The organism is Streptantibioticus rubrisoli (genome assembly GCF_024436055.1).
GTDB classification, from domain to species: domain Bacteria; phylum Actinomycetota; class Actinomycetes; order Streptomycetales; family Streptomycetaceae; genus Streptantibioticus_A; species Streptantibioticus_A rubrisoli.
In genome coordinates this window covers 167,697-180,194 of the sequence record NZ_JANFNH010000002.1, presented here as the reverse complement: position 1 = coordinate 180,194, position 12,498 = coordinate 167,697, and the positions used below count along the sequence as shown (strand labels likewise).

General features: G+C 70.1%; 10 protein-coding genes. 6 read left to right on the top strand and 4 right to left on the bottom strand.

Annotated features, from left to right (window positions below; translation table 11 throughout):
* Positions 1–85: 85 nt before the first annotated feature.
* Together NON19_RS04115 and NON19_RS04110 are read right to left on the bottom strand one after the other, a co-directional pair.
* Positions 86–1,387, bottom strand: a complete 1,302-nt coding sequence (locus NON19_RS04115) for an RNA polymerase sigma factor (protein ID WP_255925189.1) — start codon at positions 1,385–1,387, stop codon at positions 86–88.
* Between the two features lie 100 nt (positions 1,388–1,487).
* On the bottom strand, positions 1,488–1,931 hold the full coding sequence (locus NON19_RS04110) for a YciI family protein (RefSeq protein WP_255925188.1): 444 nt from the start codon (positions 1,929–1,931) through the stop codon (positions 1,488–1,490).
* Between the two features lie 80 nt (positions 1,932–2,011).
* On the opposite strand from NON19_RS04110, the gene NON19_RS04105 reads away from it, so the two are divergent.
* The gene (locus NON19_RS04105) at positions 2,012–2,347 is read left to right on the top strand and encodes a YnfA family protein (protein WP_255925187.1); all 336 of its coding nucleotides are present in this window, start codon (positions 2,012–2,014) and stop codon (positions 2,345–2,347) included.
* A gap of 12 nt (positions 2,348–2,359) precedes the next feature.
* On the opposite strand, the gene NON19_RS04100 is transcribed toward NON19_RS04105, so the two are convergent.
* Entirely contained in the window at positions 2,360–3,691 is a 1,332-nt protein-coding gene (locus NON19_RS04100; RefSeq protein ID WP_255925186.1) for a phosphoribosyltransferase family protein, read from the bottom strand.
* A gap of 178 nt (positions 3,692–3,869) precedes the next feature.
* Positions 3,870–6,806 carry a non-ribosomal peptide synthetase gene (locus tag NON19_RS04095; protein WP_255925185.1) on the bottom strand — a complete coding sequence of 979 codons (2,937 nt, stop codon included), beginning with the start codon at positions 6,804–6,806 and terminating at the stop codon, positions 3,870–3,872.
* A gap of 565 nt (positions 6,807–7,371) precedes the next feature.
* Between NON19_RS04095 and NON19_RS04090 the strand changes: the two genes are divergently transcribed.
* The 5 genes from NON19_RS04090 to NON19_RS04070 all read left to right on the top strand — a co-directional run bounded on the left by NON19_RS04090 (position 7,372) and on the right by NON19_RS04070 (position 12,475).
* A complete protein-coding gene (locus NON19_RS04090; RefSeq protein ID WP_255925184.1) occupies positions 7,372–8,133 on the top strand; it encodes a DeoR/GlpR family DNA-binding transcription regulator in 762 nt (253 codons plus the stop codon).
* 126 nt (positions 8,134–8,259) lie between these two features.
* Positions 8,260–9,639 (top strand): ABC transporter substrate-binding protein, encoded by a 1,380-nt coding sequence (locus tag NON19_RS04085; protein ID WP_443729331.1) that lies wholly within the window; start codon positions 8,260–8,262, stop codon positions 9,637–9,639.
* 42 nt (positions 9,640–9,681) lie between these two features.
* Positions 9,682–10,650, top strand: a complete 969-nt coding sequence (locus NON19_RS04080) for a carbohydrate ABC transporter permease (protein WP_255925183.1) — start codon at positions 9,682–9,684, stop codon at positions 10,648–10,650.
* Positions 10,647–11,489, top strand: a complete 843-nt coding sequence (locus tag NON19_RS04075; protein ID WP_255925182.1) for a carbohydrate ABC transporter permease — start codon at positions 10,647–10,649, stop codon at positions 11,487–11,489. The genes NON19_RS04080 and NON19_RS04075 overlap by 4 nt, the downstream gene beginning before the upstream one ends.
* Complete coding sequence (locus NON19_RS04070) at positions 11,486–12,475, top strand: zinc-dependent alcohol dehydrogenase family protein (protein ID WP_255925181.1); 990 nt, start codon at positions 11,486–11,488, stop codon at positions 12,473–12,475. Before NON19_RS04075 ends, NON19_RS04070 begins: the two co-directional genes overlap by 4 nt.
* The last annotated feature ends 23 nt before the right edge of the window (positions 12,476–12,498 follow it).

The following is a 12,498-nucleotide window of genomic DNA, read 5'->3' as shown; positions in this document are numbered from 1 at the left end:
GTCCCTTTCGCCGACTTCGTTCCGTACGTACCGATTCGTTAGGTGGCGGCCGGCCCGGTCGGACCGGTCACGCGCGGCGGACAGGCTAGTGCCCGTTCCTGTACGGCGTGGGGCCACCCTCTCCAGTACGGCGGCACTCGGCGGCGCGTGCCAAGAGCAGAGTGCGCTCACGTTCGTTCCTGGTGAGCGCCGCCGCGCGCTCGAACTCCTCGCGCGCTTCGGCGAGTCGGCCGAGCCTGGCCAGCAGATCACCGCGCACACTGGGCAGCAGATGGTAGTCGCGCAGCGACGGTTCCGCGGCCAGTTCGTCGGCGAGTTCCAGCCCTGCGGCCGGGCCGTACGCCATCGCCAGCGCGACCGCCCGGTTCAACTCCACGACGGGCGACGGCGCCAGGTGCGCCAACGCCTCGTACAGCGCGGCGATCCGCTGCCAGTCGGTCTCCTGCGCGGTACGGGCCTGGGCGTGGCAGGCGGCGATCGCGGCCTGCAGCGCGTACGGCCCGAGGGCGCCGCCCAGCTTCTCGGCACGCTCGAGGGCCGCCAGCCCGCGGTGGATCAGCAACTGGTCCCAGCGGGAGCGGTCCTGGTCCAGCAGTAGCACGGGCTCACCGTCGGGGCCGGTGCGGGCGGCCGATCTGGACGCCTGGATCTCCATCAGCGCCACCAGCCCGTGCGCCTCCGGCTCCTGCGGTACCAGTTCGGCCAGCACACGGCCGAGCCGCAGCGCCTCCTCGCACAGCGCGGGCCGCATCCAGTCATCGCCCGCGGTCGCCGAGTAACCCTCGTTGAACACCAGGTAGATGACCTCCAGCACGGAGGACAACCGGTCGGCGAGTTCCGGGCCTTCGGGCACCTCGAAGGGGACGTGCTCCTTGGCCAGGGTGCGCTTCGCCCGCACGATCCGCTGGGCGACGGTCGGCTCGGTCACCAGGAAGGCGCGGGCGATCTCCGCGGTGCTCAGCCCGCCCAGCAGCCGTAGCGTCAGCGCGACCCGGGCCTCGGTGGAGAGCACCGGATGACAGGAGATGAACATCAGCCGCAGCAGGTCATCGCCGAAGTCGGTGTCCAGCACCGCCTCGAAGTCCTGCTCCGCGATGCGCTGTTCGGTCTCCAGCTCCCGGCCGAGCTGCTGGACCTTGTCGTCCAGTCGCTGCTGGCGCCGCACCAGATCGATCGCCCGGTGCTTGGCCGTGGCCATGAGCCAGGCGCCCGGGTTGCGCGGGATGCCCGACTCCGGCCACTGTTCGAGCGCGGCGACCAGCGCGTCCTGTGCGAGTTCCTCGGCGAGTCCGACATCGCGGACGATACGGGTGAGACCGGCGATCACTCTCGCCGACTCGATCCGCCAGACCGCGTCGATCGCGCCGTGGATGTCCGAACCCGTCACGCCGCCCCATCAGAGCAGCGCACACCGCCCTTCCGCAACTCGGGAGTGTCGAGTACCGCACCGGACTACGCGCGAACGCACCCGGTATCCCCGAGGCCGCCTAGCGTCCCAGAGTCTGCCGCAGGGCCTGCTCCCGCGCCGCGTCCTCGGGCGGCAGGACGTCGGCCGGGAAGTCGGTGGGCTCGAAGACCTGCCGCACCTCGATCTCGCCCTCCTCGAACGGCACCCGCGAGGCCCACTCGACGGCCTCGTCCAGCGACTGCGCCTGGATGATCCAGAAACCGGCGATCAGCTCCTTGGTCTCCGCGAACGGACCGTCGGTCACCGTGGGCCTCCCTCCGGAGAACGCCACCCGCGCCCCCTTGGAACTGGCATGCAACCCGTCGGCGGCCAGCAGTACCCCCGCCTTGGCCAGTTCCTCGTTGTACCTGCCCATGGCCGCGACCAGCTCCTTGCTCGGCAGCACGCCCGCCTCGGAGTCGGCGCTGGCCTTGACGATCATCATGAACCGCATCGTCTTCGTCTCCTTGCCCGGCCGGTACATCCGGCCTCCATCAGTGCGTCGAACGACCGACGGCGGAATCGACACCGCGCGGCAGAAATCTTTCGGGTTAGTCTCGCGGGATGCTCGTCCTTCGCTCAGTCGTGTTGTTCGTCCTGGCCGCCCTCTTCGAGATCGGCGGCGCCTGGCTGGTGTGGCAGGGGGTGCGGGAGCACCGGGGCTGGGCTTGGGTGGGTGCCGGTGTGCTGGCGCTGGGGATCTACGGCTTCGTGGCGACGTTCCAGCCGGACGCGGCGTTCGGGCGGATCCTGGCGGCCTACGGCGGGGTGTTCGTCGCCGGGTCGCTGGCGTGGGGCGTGATCCTGGACGGCTACCGGCCGGACCGGGCGGACATCATCGGGGCATGCGTCTGCCTGCTCGGCGTCGCCGTGATCATGTACGCGCCGCGCGGCCACTGACCGCGGCGCCGGTCAACCGGCCGCCGCGCCTGGGGCGGAGGCGAGGTGACCGAGGAACCAGTCCTTCGCCAGCTCCGCCGCCCGCTCCAGGGTGCCTTCCTCCTCGAACAGGTGGGTGGCGCCGGGCACCACGGCAAGACGGCTCTCGCAGCGCATCCGGGCCTGTGCCTGCCGGTTGAGGTCCAGCACCTGGGGGTCCGCCCCGCCGACGATCAGCAACGTCGGCGAGGTCACCGCCGACAGCCGGGGCCCCGCCAGGTCCGGCCGCCCGCCGCGGGAGACCACCGCGCAGATCCGCGCCTCCGGCTCGGCCGCCGCCCACAGCGCCGCGGCGGCCCCGGTGCTGGCGCCGAAGTAGCCCACCGGCAGCCCGCGTGCCTCCGGCCGCTCCCGCAGCCACCTGGTGGTGTCCGTCAGCCGTCGGGCGAGCAGCACGGTGTCGAAGACGTTGGCCCGGTCCACCTCCTCGTCCCGGGTCAGCAGGTCGAACAGCAGCGTCGCCAGCCCGGCCCTGTTCAGTTCCCCCGCTACCAGACGGTTGCGCGGGCTGTGCCGACTGCTGCCGCTGCCGTGGGCGAACACCACCATGCCCGCCGCCCCCTCGGGCGCGGTGAGCCGCCCTTCGAGGCTTACGGAACCGGCCCGCACCTCGACCTCGTAGTCGTACGGACCGGGGTCAGCGGACGGCGCGGAGGCGGAACCGGCACCGCGCCGCGCGGACCGGGCCAGGCACGCCATCACCTCCGCGTCGGAGGTCTGCGAGAAGTCGGCGTAGAACTGGCCCACGCCGAAGAAGTCATGCGGCGTCTCCAGGCACACCAGTTCATCGACGTCCTGTCCCAGCGGCACGATCCGGTCCGGCGGCGCCACCGGCACCGCGAGGATCACCCGCTTCGCGCCCTGTGCCCGGGCGATCCGGCAGGCCGCCCGGGCGGTGGCGCCGGTGGCGATTCCGTCGTCGATCACGATCACGGTGCGCCCCGTGATGTCCAGCCGCGGCCGGTCCCCCCGGTACCGCGCGGCGCGCCGGGCCAGCTCCGCGCGCTCGCGTTCCTCGACCTCGGCCAGTTCCTCCTGGGAGATCCGTTCCAGGCCGACCACCTCGTCGTTGATGACGCGCACACCGCCCTCGCCGATCGCCCCCATGGCCAGCTCCGGCTGGAACGGTGCCCCCAGCTTGCGCACCACGCAGACGTCCAGCGGTGCGCCCAGCGCCTCCGCGACCTGGGCGGCGACCGGCACACCGCCCCGGGGCAGTCCGAGCACCGCCACATCCGTTCCGCGCAGGTGCGCCAGGCGCTCGGCCAGTCGCCGTCCCGCGTCAAGCCGATCGTAGAAGTACACGGTCCAACCTCCTCGCACGCCGGATCCGGTCCCAAGGACCAAGGCGGACCCGGCGCGCTGGCGACGGCCCAGGTGAGCGACGTGCCCGCCCGACCTGCTCCCCTCCAGTGTGGTCCTCACCGGCCGCCCAGCGCAGGGCGTACGACGGCGACCGGAGCGTCGCAGGTCGGGGCAGACGTCAGGCGGCCAGTTCGCTGCCTGCCTGGCGGACGAGCGCGGTCACCCGCTCCAGCGTGGGCTCTCGCAGGATCTCCGGGAGCCTGGCCATCAAGGCGGCCTCCGCGTCCGGGGTGAGCACCTCGCGGCCGAGGGCGGCGAGCATGGCCAGGAGGGAGACCGAGTCACCGCCGAGGCGGTGGAAGTCGGCCAGGGCGTGCAGCCGGGACGGCGGCACCCCGAGGATCTCCGCCCAGATCCGGGCGACCGCGTCCTGTACCGGGTCGTTCACGGGCCCGGCCGGGTCGGCCTGCGCACGCGGCTGGTCGCCGAGGGGGTCGGGCAGGGCCCGGACGTCGACCTTTCCGCTGACGGTGTACGGCAGCTGGGACAGCACCATCGTCGCCGCGGGCACCATGTAGCCGGGCAACCGCTCCGCGAGGTGCTGCTCCAACTCCTCTTCGGCGACTTCCCTGTTGGCCAGTACGTAGCCGTACAGCGCCTTGCCGGACTGTCCCGGCCGGGACTTGGCCACCACCACGGCGCGGTCCACGGCCGGATGGCCCTCCAGTACCTGAGCGACCTCCGCGGGTTCGACGCGGTGGCCGCGGACCTTGACCTGGTCGTCGACGCGCCCGATGAACTCCAGCGCGCCCGACGGCAGGACACGGGCCAGATCACCGGTGCGATACACCCGGGTGCCGTCCGCCAGCACCGGGAACCGCTCGCGGTTGAGGTCCGGGCGGCCGAGGTAGCCGCGGGCGAGCTGGGCGCCACCCAGATACATCTCGCCGACCTCGCCCGGTGCGACGAACCTCCCCTGCGCGTCGAGCAGGTGCACGGTGGTGTTGTCCGCCGGAACCCCGATCGGCACCACCGCGCCGTCCCCGTCCGCCACCGGGTCGAAGGTGTGGGCGGTGCAGCCGATGGTGGCCTCGGTCGGGCCGTACTCGTTGACGATCCGGCACTCGGGCCCGAACATCTCCTGCGCCCGCGCCGCCACTTCGACCCGCAGCTGCTCACCGATCACGATCACCGTACGGAAGCCCTTCGGCGCGATGTCGAGCCTGCCGATCAGGTCCAGGTGAGAAGGCGTCAGGTTCAGCGCGTTGGCGCCGGAGAACTCCAACAGCCGCCGCAGGGACAGGTGGTTGGGGTCCTCGCGCATCAAGATCACCTGACCACCGGCGAGCAGCGGCAGGAACACCGACGTGCCCGACACATCGAACGACGGCGAGGTCAGCAGCGGCAGCCGGATCCCCTCGTCCACCTCGAAGACACGGGTCGCCCAGTGGACATAGTTGGCCAGATTGCCATGTTCGACCTGCACACCTTTCGGCCGCCCGGTGGACCCGGAGGTGTAAATGATGTAAGCGAGATCGCCGCAACCGATCTCCGCGTCGACGCCCCCGTCGGGCTCGGCCTCGACAAGGTCGTCCAACAGCAGCGCACGGCATCCCTCGGGGACGCAGTCACGTACGTCGTAGGGCCGCTCCACCAGGCAGAAGGTGCTGCCCGCGTCCGTCAGCAACTCGGACAACCGCAGATCCGGATGGCGCACGTCCAACGGCAGGTAGCAGGCGCCCGCGCGCAGCACCCCCCACACCGCGGCGACCGCGGCCACCGACCGCCCCGCCAACAACCCCACCACCGCGCCACGGCCCACTCCGTGACGGCGCAACGCACCCGCCACGGCGTCGGCGCGGCGGCTCAACTCCGCATAGCTGACCTCGCCTTCCGGACCGCTGAGCGCGATTCGCTCCGGCGTGCGTTCGACCTGTTGGCGGAAGAGGCGCACCACCGAATGCGCACTGGGCAACGCCCGCTCGGTGCGATTGCCCACCCACTCACGACGCTCCCGGGGGGAGAGTGCCTCCTGTGCCACGTCCAGCAACGCCTCGGCACGCGCGGCGACTTCGGGGCCGTCGTACCAGGCGACCGTGATCTCCGTACGGCCCGCCATCTCCACCAGGTTGATCTCCGGCGGACTGCCGGGGTTCACCCCGCCCAGTGTGTAGAGGGACGTGGCGTGGAAGCCGTCGGTGGAGAAGTCATCGAGGCTGACGGCGCCCAGATGGGAGACGTAGGCCCGGCCGGTGTGGGTGTCGGTGCGGGCCGCGTTGTCGTCCAACTCCGCTATGCCCGCTCGGAGTACGGGCAACGGCAGGTCCATGATGCCCGGGTTGGCGCGGTTGGCCAGCTCCTCCCGGTCGGCCATGGCGGTGAGCATCTTGTGCTGTACCTCCTCCCAGCCGTCGTCGGCGCCCACCGACAGGTGCAGCGGGTGTGACAACGACGCGGTGGAGCGGACGTCCGGGGCGTGGCGGCGCAGGTCGACCGGTACGAAGTACCGTCCCGGGCCGTACGCCGCCACGAGCGCCGCGGTCACCTTGGCGGAGGCGGCGGGGTGGGTGCCGTCGACGGACCGGCGCCGCCACAGCGGGCCCGCGGCCGGGTGGGGACGCGGCCCGAGCGGCGAGGGGAACTCCATCGCCGGGTCCTCGGCGCGCGGCGGTGGATCGTCCGGTGTACAGACGCGCCGCAGCAGATCGTCGTTGTTGAGCGGCGAGTCGGCACCCAGCGGCTGCTCACCGCGCAGCACGCGGAACACATCGCTCGCCCACATCAGCAGGCCGCGGCCGTCCATCACGGCGTGCGCCGCGCGGAACACCACGGTGGTCGGATCTCCGAGGACCAGCAGCACCTCGCAGGTCGGGTCGGTCAGCCCGATGCGCAGTGCGGGCGAGTCCAGACGCTTGCGGTCGAACGACTCCGCGGTGAGCGCGCGGACTTCGGGCGCCTTCCCGCTGTCCACCCAGCGTTTGTCCCGCAGCACCAGCCGGGCGCCCGGGTTGGCCTCAGATGCGACGGCGACGGCATGGGCCAGGTCATCGGCCCTGAGGGTGCCGTCGCCTTCGACAAGGTGGTTGATGACAGCGCGGTCGGGTGCGATCCCCAAGAAAGTCCACTCAAGGGGTGAGACATCCCGGCTGTAGGTCCGATGTCCGGTGGCGGTCGGTCCACCGGACAATCGCGACCCGTTAGTTGGCGTACTCAACAGTAAATCCCCGTTCTCTGTTGATCTGGCCTAAAAACACCGCCGAGCAGTGTAGTTGGCCGAACACGGGCGATCGCTTCCGGTCAACCCGGCCTGGTTTTACGGGGATCAGGGGACGGCGTACCAGGAGTCCAGATGTACTCCCGGTCGGCTGGCGGCCGCCAGGGTCTGAGCGACCGGACCGACCCGGCGCCGCCGAACCGCACGGACGCCATGCCCGAACGGACCGGGCACCGAACAGACACCACCGGGAGCGGAAAACCACTCGCTCCACCCCGGCACACCACTTTCCACCTGCGTAAACTCGATATCACGAGCGCAGAAAACCGGGCACAACTTTCCCAGCTCCGGGCCAAACCGTGCGCGTGTCCCGTTGGTATAACTCTCGGGCGGGCAGAAACGGGCGGCACATGCCCGATCAGGCAATGTCCCGAGGACGGCGCGCGGAAAGGAGGCGGGTGGTGTCATGACGGCCGAGGAAAGGCAACATCGAATCCTCGCCCTCGCCCGGCACGAAGGGCGGGTCGAGGTGACGACCGCCGCCGCGGAATTCGGCGTGGCGCCGGAGACCGTCCGCCGCGATCTGCGGGAACTGGAACACAGAGGACTGGTTCGCCGGACCCATGGCGGCGCCTATCCGGTGGAAAGCGCGGGCTTCGAAACCAGTCTGGCGCGCCGCGAGAACCAGAACGTGGCGGACAAACGCCGTATCGCCGCGGCGGCGGTACGGCTGCTCGGCGACGCCGAAACGGTGTTCGTGGACGAGGGGTACACCCCGCAGTTGCTCACCTCGATGCTGCCAGCCGGGCGGAAGCTCACCATCGTGACCGCCTCGCTGTCCACCGCGGCGTCCGTGGCGGAGTCGAACGACATCACCGTGCTGTTGCTCGGTGGCCGGGTCCGCGGCAGGACGCTGGCCTCGGTCGGCTCGTGGGCCACCGACATGCTCTCCACCTTCGTGATCGACCTGGCCTATCTCGGCGCCAACGGCATCTCCCGCGAGTTCGGCCTGACCACTCCCGATCCGGCGGTGGCCGCGGTCAAGTCGCAGGCGGTGCGGTCCTCGCGCAGGCGGGTGTTCCTGGGCTTCCACAGCAAGTTCGGGGCCAACAGCTTCTGCCGTTTCGCGGATGTCAGGGACTTCGAGACGATCGTCACCGACACCGGGCTGTCCGCCACCGAAGCGCACCGCTACTCGCTGCTCGGCCCCCAAGTGCAGAGGGTTTGAATTCGTGAGGGCAAGCCCCGCACCCCGCTTTTGACGCCGCCGCCGCGCAAGGCCCGAGGCCAGGCCCCACACCGCCTTCGTCGGGCGGGACCCCGACAACCCCTTCCCTCCCCGAAGGACTTCACCATGACCATCCGCATGCCGAAAAAACCCCGCTCCCCCGCCCGCCGCCTGGGCGTACTGGGTGCCTGCGCCACGCTGCTGCTCAGCGGCTGCGCCGGCGCGGGCGGGGACGAGCTCGGCGGCGGATCCCACCGCCACACCATCAACGTGCTGATGGTCAACAATCCGCAGATGGTGGATCTGCAGAAGCTGACCGCCGAGCATTTCACCCAACAGACCGGTATCAAGGTGAATTTCACCCTGCTGCCCGAGGACGATGTCCGGGACAAGATCAGCCAGGACTTCTCCAGCCAGGCCGCGGAATACGATGTGGCCACCATCAGCAACTATGAGGTGCCGTTCTACGCCAGGAACGGCTGGCTCTCCCCGCTGGACCGGCGCGCCGCACAGGATCCGTCGTACGACCAGCAGGACGTACTCGCCCCGATACGGCGTTCGTTGACCGCCGGTGACGGCCGGATCTACGCCGAACCGTTCTACGGCGAATCGTCGTTCCTGATGTACCGCAAGGACCTGCTGGCCGCCAAGGGGCTCACCATGCCCGCCCGGCCCACCTGGACCCAGGTGGCCGCCCTCGCCGCCAAGCTGGACGGCGCCCAGCCCGGAATGCGCGGCATCTGCCTGCGCGGCCAGCCTGGTTGGGGGCAGATGGCCGCGCCGTTCACCACGGTGGTGAACACCTTCGGCGGCACCTGGTTCACCAAGGACTGGAAGGCACAGTTGCAAAGCCCCGCCTTCACCCGCGCGGCGAACTTCTATGTGGGCCTGCTGCGTTCACACGGTGAGGCGGGCGCCGCGCAGTCCGGATACACCGAGTGCCTCAACGACCTCCAGCAGGGCAAGGTCGCCATGTGGTACGACTCCACCGCGGCGGCCGGTTCGCTGGACGGCGCCGGTTCCCCGGTGGCCGGGAAGATCGGGTACGCGCCCGCGCCGGTGGAGCTGACGCGTGACTCCGGCTGGCTCTACACCTGGGCGTTCGCGCTGCAGAAGGCCAGCAAGCACCAGGACGACGCCTGGAAGTTCGTCGACTGGGCCACCAGCAAGCAGTACGAGCGGCTGGTCGGCAAGGAACTCGGCTGGTCCCGAGTGCCCGCCGGTAAACGGACGTCCACCTACAGCGACCCCGACTACCTGCGCGCCTCCGCCGCGTTCGCGAACGCCACCAGGGCCGCGATCGACAGCGCCGACCCCGAACACCCCGGCGTACAGCCTCGACCGGCCCCCGGGATCCAGTTCGTCGGCATCCCGGAGTTCTCCGCACTGGGCACCCGGGTCTCACAGAGCCTCAGTTCGGCCATCGCCGGACAGACCAGCGTCGCACAGGCGCTGGGGGACAGCCAGAAACTCGCCGCGAGGGTCGCCGCGACCTATGCCAAGTGACACCGCCGCGACATTCCGCTTCGTAGAAAGCGCACAGCAGGCATGAGTACGAACGCAACCTACCCTCTCACCCCCACCGCTCCCCTCGACCGCGCCGGGACAGCCCGGTCGGCCGGAGAACGGGCCAGGGCATGGGCGCGCCGCGCCCCGCTGCTTCCGGCGCTGGTGTTCACGGTCGTGGTGACCCAACTGCCCTTCGTGGCAACGCTGGTGATCTCATTCATGCAGTGGAACGCCCTGGCGCCGCAGAACCGCCGGTTCACCGGGTTCACCAACTACCAGACGGTGGTCGAGGATCCGATGCTTCGTTCCTCGGTTCTCACCACCATCGCGTTGACCGCGACCGTCGTGGTGGTGAGCCTGCTGCTCGGCCTGGGGCTCGCGCTGCTGCTCGACCGGCGCTTCCGGGGCCGGGGCGTCGTACGCACCCTGCTGATCACACCGTTCCTGATCGTGCCCGTCGCCTCCGCGCTGCTGTGGAAGCACGCGATCTACAACGCCTCGTACGGTGTCGTCAACGGGGTGCTGACCTGGGTGTGGCGGCTGTTCGGCAGCCACCACGCACCGCAGCCGGACTGGATCTCGCACACCCCGCTGCTGGCGGTGGAGGTGTCGCTGATCTGGCAGTGGACCCCGTTCATGATGCTGATCCTGCTCGCCGGGTTGCAGAGCAGGCAGTTGGACGCGGTGGAGGCGGCCACCGTGGACGGCGCGGGCGGCTGGCAGATATTCCGTTACCTGACCCTTCCGCATCTACGGCGCTACCTGGAACTGGCCGCGCTGCTCGGTTCGGTGTACGTGGTGCAGAACTTCGACGCGGTCTTCACCATCACCTCCGGCGGTCTGGGCACCGCCAACCTGCCGTACAGCATCTACCAGACCTTCTACCAGGCCCATGACTACGGGCAGGCGTCCGCCGAGGGCGTGGTGGTGGTCATCGGCTCGATCATCGTGGCGACCTTCGCGCTGCGTACCGTCTCGTCCCTGCTCAGCCAGGAGGCATCACGATGAGTGCTTCGCCGAGTACCGCGTCCCGCCGCGGCGCGGTGTGGACGATGCTGGCCTGGACCGCGGGTGTGCTGTTCGTGCTGCCCGTGCTGTGGATGGTGTTGACCTCACTGCACAGCGAGCAGGACGCGGCGACCAACCCGCCGAGTCCCGGGGCCGCGCTGACCCTGCAGGGCTACCGCGAGTTCTTCGGCGCGGGCGGCGGGCTGAGCCCCTGGCCACCGCTGCTCAACTCCCTGACCGCGAGCGTGATGTCCACCCTGCTGGTCCTGGCGCTGGCGGTACCGGCGGCGTACGCGCTGTCCATCAAGCCGGTGCGCAAGTGGTCCGACGTGCTGTTCTTCTTCCTGTCCACCAAGATGTTGCCCGCGGTCGCGGGACTGCTGCCGGTCTATCTGATCGCCGAGCACCTCGCGGTGCTGGACAACGTCTGGCTGCTGGTCGTCCTGTACACCTCGATGAACCTGCCGATCGCGGTGTGGATGATGCGCTCGTTCCTCTCCGAAGTGCCGGTGGAGATCCTGGAGGCGTCGGCGATAGACGGCGCCCGGCTGCCGACCACGCTGCTGCGGATCGTCGCTCCGGTGGCGATGCCCGGGATCGCCGCGACCGCGTTGATCTCCTTCATCTTCAGTTGGAACGAGCTGTTGTTCGCGCGAGTGCTGACCGGGGTGGTGGCGGGTACCGCACCGGTCTTCCTGACCAGCTTCGTCACCAGTCAGGGCCTGTTCCTGGCGAAGGTCTGCGCGGCCGCCACCTGTATCTCCCTGCCCGTGCTGATCGCCGGGTTCGCCGCCCAGGACAAGCTCGTCCAGGGCCTGTCGCTAGGAGCAGTCAAATGAAGGCAGCCATCATCACCGGCGTCGGTTCGGTGGAGGTCGCAGAGGTTCCCGATCCCACTCCCGGTCCCCGCGAGGTGGTGGTCGAGGTCGCCGCCTGCGGGCTGTGCGGTACCGATCTGCACATCCTCCAAGGCGAGTTCGCGCCGACCCTGCCGGTGGTTCCCGGCCATGAGTTCGCCGGGCGGGTGGTGGCGGTCGGCTCGCAGGTCACCGAAGTGCGCGACGGGGACCGGGTCGCGGTGGATCCGTCGCTGTACTGCCACGAATGCCACTACTGCCGTCGCGGCCGCAACAACCTGTGCGAGCGCTGGGCGGCGATCGGGGTCAGCACCGCGGGCGGCGCGGCGCAGTACGCGGTGGCGCCCCCCGCCAACTGCGTGAAGCTGCCGGACCACATCCGCACCGAGGACGCGGCGCTGATCGAGCCGCTGTCCTGCGCGGTGCGCGGATACGACATCCTGCGCAGCGAGTTGGCCGCCCACGTACTGATCTACGGTTCCGGGACCATGGGCCTGATGATGCTGCAACTCGCCAAGCTCACCGGAGCCGCCTCGGTGGACATGGTGGACGTCAACCGCGAACGGCTGGCCACCGCCGAGCGGTTGGGCTGCAGTGCGGCCGCCACCTGCGCCGACGAGATCGAACGGCCGCGCGGCTGGGACGTGGTGATCGACGCCACCGGCAACGAGAAGGCGATCCAGGACGCGCTCGGCCGGGTCGGCAAGGGCGGTACGTATCTGCAGTTCGGAGTCGCCGACTACGCGGCGCGGGCCGCCATCGAGCCGTACCGGATCTACAACCAGGAGATCACCATCACCGGTTCCATGGCGGTGCTGCACAGTTTCGAGCGGGCCGCCGAACTGTTCAGCGCGGGCGTGCTCGACCCGGAGGTCTTCATCAGCGACCGGCTGCCGCTGGACGACTACGCCAAGGCGCTGGAGCGCTTCCAGGCGGGCAAGGGCCGCAAGATCCAGGTGCTGCCGTGAGCTCCCCTAAGCTGTCCCGAGCC